At 28.7% G+C, this 16,640-nt stretch carries 13 protein-coding genes; 4 read left to right on the top strand and 9 right to left on the bottom strand.

Annotated features, from left to right (window positions below):
• Window positions 1–60: 60 nt before the first annotated feature.
• From NNC19_RS15385 to NNC19_RS15350, 8 genes are all read right to left on the bottom strand, one after another.
• Entirely contained in the window at window positions 61–1,215 is a 1,155-nt protein-coding gene (locus NNC19_RS15385; protein WP_310939555.1) for a hypothetical protein, read from the bottom strand.
• Between the two features lie 46 nt (window positions 1,216–1,261).
• Window positions 1,262–2,179, bottom strand: coding sequence for a bacteriophage abortive infection AbiH family protein (locus NNC19_RS15380; protein WP_310939554.1), 918 nt, complete (start codon window positions 2,177–2,179; stop codon window positions 1,262–1,264).
• A gap of 21 nt (window positions 2,180–2,200) precedes the next feature.
• Window positions 2,201–2,326, bottom strand: coding sequence for a hypothetical protein (locus tag NNC19_RS15375; RefSeq protein WP_310939553.1), 126 nt, complete (start codon window positions 2,324–2,326; stop codon window positions 2,201–2,203).
• 420 nt (window positions 2,327–2,746) lie between these two features.
• Entirely contained in the window at window positions 2,747–2,908 is a 162-nt protein-coding gene (locus NNC19_RS15370) for a hypothetical protein (RefSeq protein WP_310939552.1), read from the bottom strand.
• Window positions 2,909–3,288: 380 nt separating this feature from the next.
• The gene (locus NNC19_RS15365; protein WP_310939551.1) at window positions 3,289–6,318 is read right to left on the bottom strand and encodes a glycoside hydrolase family 2 TIM barrel-domain containing protein; all 3,030 of its coding nucleotides are present in this window, start codon (window positions 6,316–6,318) and stop codon (window positions 3,289–3,291) included.
• A 41-nt stretch (window positions 6,319–6,359) separates the two neighbouring features.
• Window positions 6,360–7,178 (bottom strand): carbohydrate ABC transporter permease, encoded by an 819-nt coding sequence (locus NNC19_RS15360; protein WP_310939550.1) that lies wholly within the window; start codon window positions 7,176–7,178, stop codon window positions 6,360–6,362.
• Window positions 7,175–8,065 carry a carbohydrate ABC transporter permease gene (locus tag NNC19_RS15355; RefSeq protein ID WP_396136440.1) on the bottom strand — a complete coding sequence of 297 codons (891 nt, stop codon included), beginning with the start codon at window positions 8,063–8,065 and terminating at the stop codon, window positions 7,175–7,177. The genes NNC19_RS15360 and NNC19_RS15355 overlap by 4 nt, the downstream gene beginning before the upstream one ends.
• An 85-nt stretch (window positions 8,066–8,150) precedes the next feature.
• On the bottom strand, window positions 8,151–9,455 hold the full coding sequence (locus NNC19_RS15350) for an extracellular solute-binding protein (protein WP_310939548.1): 1,305 nt from the start codon (window positions 9,453–9,455) through the stop codon (window positions 8,151–8,153).
• Window positions 9,456–9,790: 335 nt separating this feature from the next.
• Here NNC19_RS15350 and NNC19_RS15345 point away from each other — a divergent pair, with 335 nt between their 5' ends.
• Window positions 9,791–11,368, top strand: a complete 1,578-nt coding sequence (locus tag NNC19_RS15345; protein ID WP_310939547.1) for a response regulator — start codon at window positions 9,791–9,793, stop codon at window positions 11,366–11,368.
• Window positions 11,361–13,148 (top strand): histidine kinase, encoded by a 1,788-nt coding sequence (locus tag NNC19_RS15340; RefSeq protein WP_310939546.1) that lies wholly within the window; start codon window positions 11,361–11,363, stop codon window positions 13,146–13,148. The genes NNC19_RS15345 and NNC19_RS15340 overlap by 8 nt, the downstream gene beginning before the upstream one ends.
• A gap of 124 nt (window positions 13,149–13,272) precedes the next feature.
• On the opposite strand, the gene katG is transcribed toward NNC19_RS15340, so the two are convergent.
• A complete protein-coding gene (gene katG, locus NNC19_RS15335) occupies window positions 13,273–15,462 on the bottom strand; it encodes a catalase/peroxidase HPI (RefSeq protein ID WP_310939545.1) in 2,190 nt (729 codons plus the stop codon).
• A gap of 294 nt (window positions 15,463–15,756) precedes the next feature.
• Here katG and NNC19_RS15330 point away from each other — a divergent pair, with 294 nt between their 5' ends.
• Window positions 15,757–16,194, top strand: coding sequence for a LytTR family DNA-binding domain-containing protein (locus NNC19_RS15330; RefSeq protein ID WP_310939544.1), 438 nt, complete (start codon window positions 15,757–15,759; stop codon window positions 16,192–16,194).
• Between the two features lie 23 nt (window positions 16,195–16,217).
• The gene (locus NNC19_RS15325) at window positions 16,218–16,622 is read left to right on the top strand and encodes a DUF3021 family protein (protein ID WP_310939543.1); all 405 of its coding nucleotides are present in this window, start codon (window positions 16,218–16,220) and stop codon (window positions 16,620–16,622) included.
• Window positions 16,623–16,640: the final 18 nt, after the last annotated feature.

Genomic DNA, 16,640 nt, shown 5'->3' with positions numbered 1-16,640 from the left:
ATCCTATATTAGTCAAAATAAAATCCATTTCTTATTTCACAAAAAAGAAGATTCATATTACTATAAAACCTTTTTATTCCCATACTCTAATGCAAATTTCAAAATTTCAAAGCATTTTTTATTTTCATCTATACTTTCTATAGAATGAATATTAAAAATACACTCATCTTCAGATTTTTTAATTAATTGTGCTAATAATAATAATGTATCTTTTTGATATTCATTAAGATTCTTATCTAGGTTTCGAATATAATCAAAATCTATATTATTTATCCATATGTAAAATTTACCCAACAAACCTACTATACAATCTGATATCTGCACTAATTCATTTTTAGAAGATTCTACAAATTCAAAATTATCAAGTTCTATTTCACCATCAAATAATTGAATATTGTCAAATTCAGATTGAACCATAGTCTCTTCATCAAAAGTGTGAAATGAATTTTTAAATGTTGCTATTCTATTTAAATAAAATATATAATAATTATCAATTATTGTATCCTCTTTATTTCCTTGTAAAAATAATAATTCTTCTTTTTTTCTTGCTTGCTTCAATAATTGTCTTAAACATTCAATTTCAAAATTAGAATTATAGTTATCATACTTCTCAATGAAGCCTATTAGTTCATCACAGAAATCATAAACATCTATACTTTTAATATTAGGAAATGAATACTTATTTAAATAGTTATAAAATTCATCATAATAGTTAATTGCTAGTTTATATAGTTCATTCTTCATTAACCGTTCCATTTGAGAATAAAATATTATGTGAGTATCAGTATCTGCACACACAGTATCAACTATATCAACTAAGCCATAATAAAAATTATTTATATTAGAAAAATGAATATACAAATCTGTTTCTGAGAGCCACTCTAATAATTGTCTTACTTTAATCCTATTTAAACAAGAAAAAAAATCATCTCCTTTTTTTATTAAATGATGAAATTTAATTTCTTTTGCTGTTTTTTGTAACCTTACTATAGATTTAAGTTTTGAAACATCAGCATTTGAAAAATCATTATAATGAAATACTCCTCCTAATACAAAATCTTCTTTTATAGATGCATTAAAATTATATCTATCAAGCCAAAATTTTCTATGATTATTTGTTTCATCATAATAAAAATGACATTTCCTATTTATATCTGAATATTCATACTGATAAAGTGGATTTAAAGTTGAATTTTCACTAACATCTATCCTCATTTTTACCCCCTTATAAATTAAATCATACTTTCATTATTCTAGATTACTATATGTTAAAGAACGCCTCAGTTTTTAACATCCTAATATTTCTTTCATTTACTCCTATAGATATAATTTTTTCTTTATATAATATTTCATCATCTTCGTTGTAATAATAAACATTCCATATTGTATTACCATTAACATTATTCTTTATTTCATTAAAATATGGCATATCAACATCACCTAAAGAGTGACCTATTATAAATATTTCATCAACACTATTTAACCTTGAAAAGAAACTACTATTCCATCTAATAAAGTCTTGTACATTCTTTAATGTTCTCTCATAATAATTTGCTACTGCTCCATAAATACTGCATTTTTTCTCCTCAAACTTTTCTCCTGCATCATTAGAAATTTCATTCATTTCAATTATTTTTTCTCTATTACCATGTCCAATTACTGGGTCTGAGTCATTATCACTAATTGAACCATGTATATGTAAGATATCATAATCTTCAACTCCATAAACTTCTTCTAATAATAATGTATAATTAAATGTTATGAAAAGTCCATTTATATCCTCATTAATTCTATCTGTTTTTCTCGTTGTATTTATATCCAGTTGCTTAATCCAACTCATAACAAATTCATTTAATCTTTCAATAAATCTATATTGTTCATCCCAATATTCATTAAGCGTATCTTCACACCCTATATCTCCACCTTCTAATCCTAAATCAATATTTTCTCCCACTTCTATTATTCCACTTTCATCTATATCTGAAAGATTTGTTTCAAAATCCCTCCAAAGATATTCCTTTACCCATTCTTTTTTACTATCAATACAAAATCCATACATATTCTCTAATGATTCTAAATAAGACCAATCTTCTTCCTCAAGATAGTCCCTAAAATCACTATATGATGTTTTTAATCCATGCGCTAAATCAAACCCATTTCCAATTATAAATAGCTTCATATTTCTTCTCCTCTATATTCTTTACTTCTCTTTATACTTTGGATTTCTATTATATCCAATAGATGGGTTATTAAATTCATATAATTTTATAAACTTTATTTCTTTCTTATTAACCTCTTTATCTATAGCCGAATCTGATTTCCACAATATTTCTTTTCTTCCTGTAAAATCTCTCTTTTTCTCTCTTGGAAAATCTAATTCTATTAAATCATTATTGGCACTTCCAAAATAGTTAATACTATGGGTTAAATCTTTTCCTGTATATATTTGCCATTAGGATATGTTATTTTATAAATCACTTTCATAATTCCCACCCTTATTTCTCACAACAAATTATACCATAAAATTACCAATTAATATAATTTGATACATATCAAAAAAGAAACTTGAATAAATCCAACTTCTAAGAACCATGCTCTAATATCTATAATTGTGATTCTTAAATCTATTGCTTAGTATTCTTATTTTCAAGCTTCAAATCTCTCTTTAATCCCCTAATAAATTTAATAGCTCTATCTGTTCCTTTGTTAATCTCTTATCTAAAAATTCTTCTAAATTCATGATATGCTACTCCTTTTCTATTCTCAATACTAAAATTTGTTGCTCTAAGTCCAATATATTTCCAAAGATATTTAAAATTTCTTCTTTCTCTCTTTCATCTAACAACTTTCTAATATTTTCAAATACTCTACTTGTAAGCTCTTCCAATTCATTCTTCTCATTAATCATATAATATCACCTTGTTATATTTTTTAGATTTTACTTACTTATTAAATCATATATAAAAGATATAATAATCTAGCTTGCTACCTAGGTAGCAAGTCAACTTATTACACTGTAATAAGCTATATTACTAGGGGTAAAAATCTATATTTTTCATAATAATAAAAAGCTTCAAACCATTTAACTTACTGGTTTGAAGCTTTTTTTGTATTAATTATCTATTAGATTATCATTAAGTTATCTTAAGTGTCCAATCCTCACAGTTCCAAATATCTGTAACTACATCTCTATAAAATTAAGGTTCATGGGATACAAGTAAAAATAACTCCCTTATATCCCTTCAATGCTCTCTTAAGTTCATATCATTACCATAAGCATCTATAGATTTAAACATCCATACATTTTCTCATGATAAACTCAAAGTGTATATCCTTAGAAGAATCAATAAGATACTCTTCATGTACTGGTGCTCCCCAACTATCATCACCACCAACACCCATTTGTTTTGCTGCAATAGTTACTACAGTGTAATTTATTTCTGGTAGTTCATAATGATGAAGTGCATTTTGAAGTTCAAATGCTGTGTATGGTGATACCCCTAATTCAAAAGGAATATCCTCATAAACAAATTCAATTCCAAAGCCATTTTTATCTTTTACTTTAGCCCATCTCACTCCAGTATGATTTCCACTTTCTTGAGGTACAATGTAATTAGACACATTTTCAACTACAGATTTTTCATAAATGCCAAGCTTAGCACCATGAAGTCTATCTACATAATTCTCATCTGGACCCATGCCATACCACTTAAAAGTATCATAGTCAGCTGATAACTTAATAGCTAGTCCGAATATAGGAAGTTCTGGTAGTCCTTGAACTCCTTTATAGTCACAACTTACTTTAATTTCTCCATTACTATAAACAGTATAATTAACTTTAACTTCAACTTGTGGAGTTGTTGGTACCATATAAGTGTATTTTATTGTAACATCATTCTCATGTTCATCTACTTCAACATTAGAATGACGTTGGAACATACTTGCTTGGAGCCATTGTCCACACCTAAATCCGTGAGAATTTCCTTTATCATTGTCTGTCATTGCTCTCCAATATATAGGCATTGGTGCACGGGTTATCATCTCTTTCCCATCATATCTAAGCGATACTATTCCACCTTCTTGTCTTGAAAATAGAACACTGAAATTTTCATTTTTAACACCAATATTTATATCACCATGAATTACTTTAAATTTATTTTGTTTTATTTTAGGCTCTTCTTCCTTTATAGAAAAAACATATTGACCAAAAGCTACTATATGCTGATCACTAGCCCAAAGGTTATCATTCTTTAGCTTGAAACAAGCATTTAATGAGTATTCTCCCCCTGCACTCACTTCTGGTAATTTAAATTCAATATACTTTTCTTCTCCTGCTTTAATGACTACATCTATAAAATCCTTATAAATTTCTTTACCATTAAAATCTAAGGAGTATTCTAATATATAGTCTGAAGTGTCTATAAATAAGTTTTTATTTATAATCTTAACTCCTTTTTTATCTACTGCTAACTTTATATTTTCATAAAGTTTCTTTACTTCTTGTGCTTTTGGAGAAATGGTTCTATCTGCATATACTATTCCATTCCCACAGAAATTATAATCTGTTGGTCTATCATCAAAATCTCCTCCATAAGCTAAAACCTCATTACCGAACCTATCCTTTTTAACTACAAATTGATCTATGTAGTCCCAAATAAAACCACCTTGATATAAATCATATTTATCTTCTAATTCAATGTACTTATGCATTGCTCCACAGGAATTCCCCATAGCATGCATATATTCACAATTTATATATGGCTTTTGTGGATTATTTTTTAAATATTCTTCTATCTCGTAGACCTTAGCATACATTCTACTTTCCATGTCACTTGTTTCATTAAAACTTCTATCATGAAATATTCCTTCATAGTGAACTAATCTTGAAGGGTCTTTCTCTCTAAAATATTGTGACATCTTATATATAACGTTTCCACCAAAAGATTCATTTCCACAAGACCATATTAATATAGATGGATGATTTTTATCTCTTTCCACCATAGAAACAGCTCTATCTAATACAATATCTAGCCACTCTTCCCTATTTCCTGGAACAACCCAATCTGGTTTCACTTGACCCATCTTTTGCCAAGAGCCATGGGTTTCTAGGTTAGTTTCGTCTATAAGATATATACCATACTCATCACAAAGCTCATACCAATAACTTTGATTAGGATAATGGGATGTCCTTACTGCATTTATATTATTTTGTTTTAAGAATTTTATATCCCAAAGCATGTCCTCTTTAGTTATTGCTCTTCCTCTGTGGCAATTAAACTCATGACGATTTATACCTTTAAATACTATTCGTTTACCATTTAAGTGCATAATCTTATTTATCATTTCAAATTGTCTAAAGCCAACTTTTTCTGGAACAATCTCCACTATAGTTCCTTTATCATCTCTAACAGCAATAGTTAGATTATACAAATATGGTTCTTCAGCACTCCAAGCTTTCACATTAGTTACATTTAACTTTAAACTCATAATCTCAGATAATGGAGTTCCTTTAGAACTTGCAACAACTACTCCTTTTTTATCCTTCAACTCTAAATCTATAGAACCATTTATCTGTCCTTCTAATTTAAGATCTAGTTTTAAATCTGCATTTTTATAATCTTTATCCAAAGGTGTTTGTATAAAAATATCTTGGACATGTGTATTAGGAACAGAGTATATATATACATCTCTAAAAATTCCTGAAAAACGCCAAAAATCTTGATCTTCTAGCCAGCTTCCAGTTGATCTTTTATATACCTCAACTGCAAGTTTATTTTCTCCCTCTTTAATATATGGAGTTAACTCAAATTCTGCTGGTGTAAAGCTATCTTCACTATAACCTATAAATTTACCATTTAACCAAACATAAAAGGCACTTTCAACACCTTGAAAAGAAATATTTATGTTCTTTCTATTTATATTTTCGTTAAGATTAAAGTACTTAACATAACTTCCTACTGGATTATATTCCTCTGACACCTCAGGTGGTCTAAGACAGCTATGTCCATCCCAAGGATACATAGTGTTTATATATTGAAGTTTATCATGGCCTTGAGTCTGAATATGACCTGGTACAGCTATATCTTTCCATGAATAACAATCAAATTCTGGTTCATAAAAATTTTTAACCCTAGAACTTGGATTTAATGCAAAACTAAACTTCCAATTTCCATTTAAGCTTTGCCTCAGTGTCATTTCTCCGTTTTTTGCTTCTTCTTCAGTTATATAGTATTTATGGTCTGAATGAGCTTTAAGCCTATTAACAGCAAATACTGATGTATCAGAAAGCCAATCAATACTTGAAGTACTATACTTCATAAATGTTCCTCCCTTTTATGATATTGTAATTTTTAAATAAACTAACCTTTAACAGACCCTAACATACCTGCAACGAAATGCTTCTGCATCACAAAAAATATTATTGCTGTAGGAAGAGTTGCAATTACAATTCCTGCCATAATCATTCCAAGATCTGGTGTATATGAAGAATTCATAGTAGCAATAATTAATGGAACTGTCCTTTTTTCTGGACTTTGTAATGCTATAAGTGGCCACATATAATTATTCCAACTAGTCATAAATGTAATAATAGCTGCTGCTGCATAAGTAGATTTCATAGTAGGAAAATAAATTTTTGTAAATATTCCAAGTTCACTTAATCCATCAATACGCCCTGCTTCCAAGATTTCTTTTGGGAAAGCCTTTGTATTCTGTCTAAAGAAGAATATTAAAAAGGCTGTAGAAATAGTAGGAATTATTACTGCAGCTGCTGTATTTAACCCAAATACCTTAAAGCTACTAAACATTTTAAATAGTGGTATCATTAATGCAGCAAAAGGGACCATCATAGATAATAATAACATATTAAAAATTCTATCTCTAAATTTATTTCTAAATATTTCAAAACCATATCCAGCTAAAGAGCACACAATTAAAGATATTATAGTGGTTAAAACTGAAATCTTCGCAGAATTCCATAATGCATTGCCAAACCCTAAATCTGATGTAAACAGACTTTTCAAATTTTCAAAAAAATATGCCCCTGGAATCACTGAACCTTTAGTAACATCTATTGATTTATTTGTCATACTGACTATCATCCATAAAAATGGGAAAATTGAAATCAAAGAAGCTATAGCTAAAAATATATATCTAAGTTGGCTTAATATTTTTCTCATTTTTCATCACCTGCCACTTTAAATTGTATTATTGATAATATAACAATCATAAGAACAATGGTATAAGCTACTGCAGCTGCATACCCAAAGTTTGGACTATATTTAAAACTTAAGTTATATATATATTGGGATATTGTTGTTGTTGCATTACCTGGTCCACCATTAGTTATATTCATTACCTCATCAAATAATTGAAGAGTACCTATTGTTGATGTAATAGTAGTAAATAAAATAATAGGTTTCAACATGGGAACAGTAATACTAAAAAATTGTCTTATTCTTGAAGCTCCATCTATTTTTGCTGCTTCATATAAAGCAGGATCAATATTTTGTAAACCAGCTAAATAGAATATCATATTATATCCTGTCCATCTCCAAGTTATAGCTATTATTATTGTAATCTTAGCCCAAAAGGGATCAGTTATCCATCCTATAGGTGAAGATATGAAATGTAAATCTAAAAGAAATTTATTAATTAAGCCAGTATCAGAAAATAAACTTTTAAATATTACAGAATAAGCTACCAAAGAAGTTACACAAGGTAAAAATATAGCGGTTCTAAAAAAGCCCTTTCCTTTGAGAGCCTTATCATTTAGAAGCACAGATATAAATAGAGCTAAAAAAATCATAATAGGCACTTGAACTATTAAATAAATAAATGTATTTTTAACTGAAGTTATAAATATATCATCTGTAAATAAATTTTTATAATTCTTAATTCCAACAAAACTTAAATTATTTCCCAACCCCGACTTTAATGATGTAATAAACGCTTGTACCATTGGATAAAATACAAAAGTTATTATTAATACTATTCCTATAATAGTAAATGCCCAGCCTAGAATATTTCTTCTTGCTTCTAAGGAACCTTTTTTTCTAGTATTTATCATGCTATTAACCTCCTTATTATGAGCTAATCCTTCATTAATCTTACATCTTTAAAAAGATTAGCTCATTAATACTTACTACTTGTTATTTAAGCACAGCAGCCTCTGCTTGCTTTTGAGCATCTTTAAGTGCTGTATCTATATCTGCATTATTTTTAACTATAGATTGAATAACGTCTTTCATTATATCCTCTATGTTATAAGTAAATAGTCCATAATTTACAGCTGGGATTTTTGTTGTCCAATTCGAGAAATCTTCCATTAATTTTTGTCCACCATAAAAATTAATAGCTTTCCCATAGTTCTCTGTAGTTGAAGATGCTTTTAATGTACTTACAAGATTAATTTTATCTGCTAAAGTATTTGCAAGTTCTTTACTAGCACCAAAAGTTTCAGTAACAAAGTCTGAAGCTAATTCTGAATTTCCTACTTTATCTAGAACATACCAGCTTCCTCCTCCTATGTTTGAATAATTTACTGATTTAGAATCCCCACTTAACCTTGGAATAGGAGCAACTGCCCATTTTCCACTTTGATCCTCTGCTTTGTTAATTGAACTTGAAATCCAACAGCCAGTAGGAACAGTTGCAACCTCTCCTTTTTGGAAAGCTGCTACAAATGTATTCCAATCTGAAACTGGTTCAACTATACCTGAATCCATCATTTCTTTATATACTTTTATTCCTGCTTTTAATGATTGGTTATTTTCTAAGTTAACAGTTTTTCCATCTTCTTTTACATACCATTCTCCAGAAGATTGCATCATTATCCTCAATATTCCTAAATCACTAGGATCTAGAGTAAGCATTGCTTTTCCTGTTTTAGCTTTTACCGCTTTACCAATTTCTATATATTTATCCCAAGTCATATTTTTCATATCTTCTGCCTTATATCCAGCTTGCTCTATTAAATCTGTTCTATAAAATAATCCTGCTACTCCACTATCAAAAGGAACTCCATAAGTCTTTCCGTCTAGACTAACAACTGAAAGCTTATAATCCATAAAATCTGACTTATTAACTTTACTTGATAGATCTTTAAAAGCATCTTTATAAGAATTCAAGAAATTCTGAGCCTTATAATCTTCTATGAGAACTATATTAGGTAATCCATCTGTTTTATTAGAACTTAAATTGGTGTTTAATTTTTGCACTATATCGTTTTGTGCCATTTCTACAACCTCTACATCTACATCTGGATGTTCTTTTTGATAAGTTGCTTTTGCTTCATTTGCAGCAACAACATTAAAAGTTCCATCCCAAGCCCATATTACAAGCTTATTATTATCTTCACTAGAAGTAGATTTTTCATCGCTACTGCTTCCACACCCACTAATACATAATGCCATAACAGCAGTCAATGCAATTGCTAGTAATTTTCTTTTCTTCATTTAAAAACCCCCTAAATTCATCTTAAAATTATTGAAACGTTTTCTATAGTTTCTAATCTTATTTTATACAATTTCATTGTAGTTTTTTAGTAATATGTTTATATAAATTTGTTCTATTTTAAGCAAGTTATCTTTTTAGTTAATTTAAAATTAGTAATATTTTTAGATTCTAAAAATATCTTTATATAACTTTACATAACTTCTCTATTAAATATGTTCATTGAAATCGCTAACAATTTACTATATAATGTTACTGGAACTTACTACCAAGCTACTAAACTGGTATAATTTCCTTATTTAATAGTGCAATTAAAATTTAAAAGGATTTGATATGATTGAGTAACTTGTGCAAAATTCTAATTGTAGACGACGAATATATACTAAGACAAGGCATTAAACATTTAGTTGATTGGACTAAAAAAGGTTTTGAAATTGTAGGTGAAGCTTCAAATGGAAAAGAAGCTTTAGAATTAATTCATGAGTTTAAACCTAATATAGTAATTTTAGATGTAGTTATGCCCACTATGGATGGTGTAGAATTATCAAAAGTTATAAAAAAAAACTATCCTGAAATTCAAATAGTAATTTTAAGTGGACATAGTGATTTTGATTATGTAAAAAATACTTTTCAAATCGGTGTAAACGATTATATTCTAAAACCTAAATTAAACCCTGATGATTTTATTTCCCTTTTAGAAAATGTTGCTGGCAAAATTCCTAACTTCGTCTTACCAACTGCTAAAAATAACACTAAATTAAATGTAGACAATCTATTAGCTAAATTAATTTCTGGTTTTGATGTGAATTTAGAATCAGAAAATATTAAAAAAATTTTTCCTCATACTTCTTATTGTATTATAGGAGAAAATATTAAAAAATTATCAAATATAAGCTCTATAAGTACTTCATTTATTAATAATATTTTGTTAAAGGCTGCAAGAAATAATTTAAGTGATGTGGTATATTATGAAATCCACTTAAACAGTGATCTATTCTTAATGTTACTAAATTTCCCTGAAGAAAATTATGAGAATGTTTTACAAAAAATAAATTATATGATTTCAGAAATAAAAAAAGAGATTCCTAAAATATTTTTTGTACTAAGCAATACATTTGCTTCCCTACACCAATTAAAGAGCACTTATACAAATAATTTTAAGCCATTATTTGATTACAAGTTTTATTTTAAAGATATTAATCTTCTTTATTATGGACAACTTCAACATAATAGATCAAAGAAAAAGTTTGATTTTAAATATTACTCTGACCAGATTTATATGTTGAATATAGATACTGCATTAAAATACTTAAAAGATTATATTTATATTTCAATAGAAAATTGTAGTAACACAGAATTTGAACTAAAAACCCTTCTTCAAAATGCCTTGTACAATTTTATAAATATATTGGATGAGATAGACTTTAATGTTGATGAACTTCAAAATTCAAAAATAGAATATTTTCAAATGATTGATGAAACACAATCTAGTGATGAATTACTTAATTTATTTGATAAAATTACAAAAAACATTAATAAGTCAATAGAAAATAACCAAAAGCAAATGAATAACCAAGTAATTAATAGAATTATTAACTACATTTCAGAACACTATAAAGAACAATTACATTTAAAACAAGTAGCTGATAAATTCCACTTTAACTATTATTACTTATCATCATATTTTAGCTATCATAACAAGGAAGGATTTAGCGAATATGTTAATAAAATTCGTGTAGAAAAAGCTGTTGAACTATTAATGAATGAAAAAATTCCTGTTTCAGAAATAAGCTTTATGGTTGGATACTCAGATCACAGTTATTTTTGTAAAGTGTTTAAAAAGTTTAAAAATATTACACCAAGTAAATTTAGAAGAAATGTTATAAGCAATAAAGTAGGTGATACTTATGAATAAAATTATAAAAAAATTTAAAAAGAATAGTTTATTTTTTAAACTCACATTAATTATGGTAATTAGCAGTGTTAGCATTTCCAGCATCACTGCATTAATAATAATGAATATCTCCAAAAATCTTTTTATTAATAATTTTAGCATTGCAAATAGTAAATCTATGACCCAAATACAATTAAATACTCAAGCTTTAAATGATAGATTAATAAATGTTATGAATACTATAAATAATAGTTGGACATTTAGAAAATTTCTTACTGGCACAAACTATAGTTCAAAGGAATATTTTACTTTATTGTATGATTTGCAAGAGAGCATTAAATCAAGTAAACCTGTACTTGAAAATGAAGATATTAATTTTTTGGTGGTTGGAAATAATAATTCAACATATTTATTAAACTCTGATTTATTAACCACAGATGCAAATGATATCAAAGAAAATCAAATAACTAAAAATTCTCTTAAAAATCCAGATAACATACTTTATCAGTATAGTAATTCAGGTTTTACCAACACTACACAAAAAGGTAACTTTATAATATCTACAAAAGTATTACATGACCAAAGCACAAAGCAACAGTTTGGTATGTTATATATGATTATAAAAGAAAATGTGTTTAGCAAGTTCTATTCAAATTTCACAACAACAGGCAATGATATTCTAGTAATGTCAACAGATGGGACAATCGTTTCTTCTAGCAAAGAAGATATTATTGGTGAAAAAAATACAAATATACTTAACATAGCTAAAAATATAACTACTAATAAACTCAAGTCCCAAAGTGTTAATTTAGAGGAAAAAAATTATACTATTTTAGCTGAATATATGCCTATGTATGATTTCTATTTGATTAACACTATAGATACAAAATTAGCTTTAGAAGATATGTATAACATTGATGAAATAGTTTTTGCTTGTTCAGCTATAATATCCATATCAATTTTAATATTATTTATAATTACTAGAAGAACTATAAACCCATTAAGAGTTTTGGTAAAAGAAATGTCTAAAGTAACTGAAGGTAATTTGAATCATCGTGTAAATCTTGAGGGATGTTATGAAATCAAAAAATTAAGTAACTCCTTCAACTATATGTTAGATGGACTAAATGATTATTTAGAAAAACTTTTAATAGCTGAAAGAAATCAAAGAAAATCTGAATTATCAGCTCTTCAGATGCAAATTAATCCTCATTTTATTTACAATACATTAGCTTGCATAAAATGGCTAGTATTAAAAGGGGAAAAAGAAAATGCAAGCACTACCATAGATTCTTTTATTTCTTTACTACAAAATATAATTAGTGATACTAGTGAAACCATCACTATATCTAAAGAAATAGAAAATCTAAAAAATTACGTTTTTATAAGTGAAACTAGATATGGCGATAAAATTAAAGTTAGTTTTCATGTATTTCCAAAGTGCAATGATTATAAATTGCCAAAGCTAATATTACAGCCTTTTATTGAAAATGCATTCTTTCATGGATTTTCTGAAAATCAAGAAGGACACATACATGTTTTTATATCTGAAAAGAATAATAAATTACTTTGTGAAGTAGCAGATAATGGTATAGGTATGGATGAAAATCAAGTATTGAATCTCTATTCTTCAACTTCTTCTAATCATAAACATTTCACAGGTATAGGAATTAGAAATGTGGATGATAGAATTAAACTTCTTTATGGAGATGAATATGGAATAAAGATTCATAGTAAAGTAGGCACTGGAACTACCATTAATATTTCTTTACCTTTAATTAAGGGACATGAAAATAAATAACAAGTCCAAATTTGCTATGAATATTTTTCATCAGGCAAGGAAGCAGATTGCTCTCATCACGAGGTATTAGGGCAATCTGCTGACATTCCCTAGAGCTAAAAAGTCTTTAACAAGTTAAATATTCTTAAACATCAAAACGGTCTGCATTCATTACCTTATTCCATGCTACTACAAAATCTTGTATGAACTTTTCTTCATTGCCTTTAGATGCGTAAACCTCTGCAACTGCACGAAGCTCAGAATTTGAACCGAATATAAGGTCAACTCTTGTTGCTGTCCATTTCACACTTCCTGTTTGTCTATCATAACCTACAAACATTTCCTTAATATCAGGTAAAGCCTTCCACTCAGTATTAATATCAAGAAGGTTTACAAAGAAATCATTTGTAAGACATTCTTCTCTATTTGTAAACACCCCATCCTGTGACTCCTTATAATTAGTGTTTAAAACACGCATACCACCAATTAATACTGTCATTTCTGGAATAGTTAGTGATAATAGTTGTGCTCTATCTATTAACATTTCATCTGATGTTCCTTCATAACTGTCTTTCATATAATTTCTAAATCCATCCCCCTTAGGTTCAAGAACACTAAATGACTTTATATCTGTTTGCTCTTGTGTTGCATCAGTTCGTCCTGGAGTAAAAGGAACAGTTATGTTGTACCCTGCATTTTGGGCAGCTTGCTCTATTCCAACACATCCACCTAATATAATAATATCAGCTAAAGAAACCTTCCTATCCTTTGAGTGTGAACTATTAAAACTACTTTGAATTTTTTCTAGAGTTTTTAACACCTTGTTAAGTCTTTCTGGTTCATTAGATTCCCATTCTCTTTGTGGCTTTAAGCGTATTCTTCCTCCATTTGCTCCTCCACGCTTATCTGACCCACGAAATGTTGATGCAGATTCCCATGCTGTTGTTACAAGGTCTGATATTGATAAGCCTGAATCTAAAATCTTTTTCTTAAGCTCTGAAATATTCTTTTTATTAATCAATCTATAATTAGCTTTTGGTACTGGGTCTTGCCAAATAAAGCTTTCTTTTGGAACTTCTGGCCCAAGATATCTTGATATTGGTCCCATGTCTCTATGGGTTAATTTGAACCAAGCACGAGCAAAATCCTCCTCAAACTTTTGAGGATTTTCTAGATAATCCTTTGCTATTGCTCTATAAATAGGATCATGAATAAGGGCTAAATCTGCTGTGGTCATCATTGGTCTATGCTTTTTTAATGAATCATAAGCATCAACTACCATATCCTTTTCATCCACATCCTTAGCTAACCATTGGTATGCTCCTGCTGGACTTTTAACTAATTCCCACTCATATTTAAATAATGTTTTTAAGTAACCCATTGTCCACTTTGTTGGTTCAGCCTTCCATGCACCTTCAAGCCCACTACTTATGGTATCTGGCCCTTTACCAGTTTTATAGCTATTTTGCCAACCCAACCCTTGCTGTTCAATAGGTGTAGCTTCTGGCTCTAGTCCAACATTGTTGGGTGATGCAGCCCCATGACATTTACCAAAAGTATGTCCACCTGCTATAAGCGCAACAGTTTCCTCATCACTCATTGCCATACGAGAGAATGTTTCCCTTACTTCTTTCACTGATGCCTTAGGGTCAGGGTTTCCATTTGGTCCCTCTGGATTTACATAAATTAATCCCATTTGTACAGCTGCTAGAGGATTTTCAAGCTCTTTCTCTTCTTTATTACGTTCATCTCCAAGCCATTGTTTTTCACTCCCCCAGTAAATATCTTCCTGTGGTTCCCAAACATCCTCTCTTCCACCACCAAAACCAATTGTCTTTAGTCCCATAGATTCAAATGCACAATTACCTGCTAATATCATAAGATCAGCCCAAGATATTCTATTTCCATATTTCTTTTTGATTGGCCAAAGTAAACGACGTGCTTTATCTAAATTTATATTATCTGGCCAGCTATTAAGTGGCGGAAAACGTTGCAAGCCTTGCCCTCCACCTCCTCTACCATCACCAACTCTATAAGTTCCAGCACTATGCCAAGCCATCCTAATAAAGAATGGTCCATAGTGACCATAATCAGCAGGCCACCATTCCTTAGAATCTGTCATTAACTTATATAAATCATTCTTTAGTTCATAATAATCTAATTTTTTAAATTCTTCAGCGTAGTTAAAACTTTTAGACATAGGATTGCTTAGTTCTGAGTTTTGACGAAGAATATTAAGCTTAAGCTGCTTTGGCCACCAATACTCATTAGTTGTTCCCTCACTTGCTACTGCTTTGCTTGTTCTTCCTGTCACTGGACATTTCCCTTCTAACATAACTCCATCCTCCTTACATTTCTTCTCTACCTACCTGCACACCTACTTAATTTACGTATACATCTAGGTAATGTAGCCTTTCTCGTATAAATACTATTACAGTAAATTATATAAATATATAACTAGTACTATGAGTACATTGGCAAACAACATTGAGTAATAAACTTAGATTCGGCAAGTAGATACAAAAATAAGGATAAAAAGCAACTTACATACTGATATTTGCAACATGATTTCATAGCAATTGTCATGATATAAAGTATGTGTTATCCTTTTTTTGGAAGGGGTGAATTTATGAAAGTTTTAGTGATTGAGGATTCTCAAATTCAAGACATTGAAATAAAAATTGTATGTCCACAAAGAACAAAATATGTAGAACACTTAGTCTCAACTTTAACAGAAGAACAAGTAACTATAAAAGGAAAAATGGACAATGAATATACTAAAATCTTTCTACAAGATATTTATTATTTTGAAGTTGTTGATAATAAAACTTTTATTTATTGTAATAAGTCTGTATATCAAAGCGATATGAAATTGTATGAATTAGAGAAATATTTAGCAAATACTTCATTTAGTAGAATAAATAAATCCTGTATTTTGAATATTTCGAAATTAAAAAAAGTAAAAAGTCAGATAAATGGAAGGCTGCTTGCTACCTTATCAAATGAAGAAAATCTTATCATTAATCGTAGTTATGTGGCTGAAATAAAACGAATATTAAAAATATAAGAAATTTAATCATGGAGGAAATTATGAAAAAATTTAATCAGTATTTTTATGGCGGCTGTGTTGCCTTTACTGTAATGAATATTATTACTATTATTCTGCACATTATTAATCATGAAGAAACTATTAATGTTAAATCACAAATTAGTCTAATTGCTGTTATACTATTGGTCCAAATAGTTTTATATTTAACTGAAAATATTGAAATTAAATATCCACCCCTTCAAATTTTTATAGACTTCATAATAACAGTTATAATAACATTTGTTGTTGGCCTTCCAACCAAACTTCTTAACATTTTTTCTGCTGGTTCTGTAATAGAAATTATAATTATAATTTCTATAGTTTATGTGATTACCTTCCTAAGTTTATATAAAAATAGTACAAATGATGCAAATGATATAAACAAAAAATTACAAGAGAATAAATAATTAATTATAAAAATTTTC

The organism is Clostridium sp. SHJSY1 (assembly GCF_031626875.1).
Lineage (GTDB): Bacteria > Bacillota > Clostridia > Clostridiales > Clostridiaceae > Clostridium.
This window is presented reverse-complemented; position numbering and strand designations above follow the sequence as displayed.

What these genes read in the sequence shown, in the direction of transcription:
- NNC19_RS15385 (WP_310939555.1), bottom strand. Translation starts at nt 1,215, where the DNA reads ATGAGGATAGATGTTAGTGAAAATTCAACTTTAAATCCACTTTATCAG.
- NNC19_RS15380 (WP_310939554.1), bottom strand. Translation starts at nt 2,179, where the DNA reads ATGAAGCTATTTATAATTGGAAATGGGTTTGATTTAGCGCATGGATTA.
- NNC19_RS15370 (WP_310939552.1), bottom strand. Translation starts at nt 2,908, where the DNA reads ATGATTAATGAGAAGAATGAATTGGAAGAGCTTACAAGTAGAGTATTT.
- NNC19_RS15365 (WP_310939551.1), bottom strand. Translation starts at nt 6,318, where the DNA reads ATGAAGTATAGTACTTCAAGTATTGATTGGCTTTCTGATACATCAGTA.
- NNC19_RS15360 (WP_310939550.1), bottom strand. Translation starts at nt 7,178, where the DNA reads ATGAGAAAAATATTAAGCCAACTTAGATATATATTTTTAGCTATAGCT.
- NNC19_RS15350 (WP_310939548.1), bottom strand. Translation starts at nt 9,455, where the DNA reads ATGAAGAAAAGAAAATTACTAGCAATTGCATTGACTGCTGTTATGGCA.
- NNC19_RS15340 (WP_310939546.1), top strand. Translation starts at nt 11,361, where the DNA reads ATGAATAAAATTATAAAAAAATTTAAAAAGAATAGTTTATTTTTTAAA.
- katG (WP_310939545.1), bottom strand. Translation starts at nt 15,462, where the DNA reads ATGTTAGAAGGGAAATGTCCAGTGACAGGAAGAACAAGCAAAGCAGTA.
- NNC19_RS15330 (WP_310939544.1), top strand. Translation starts at nt 15,757, where the DNA reads ATGAAAGTTTTAGTGATTGAGGATTCTCAAATTCAAGACATTGAAATA.
- NNC19_RS15325 (WP_310939543.1), top strand. Translation starts at nt 16,218, where the DNA reads ATGAAAAAATTTAATCAGTATTTTTATGGCGGCTGTGTTGCCTTTACT.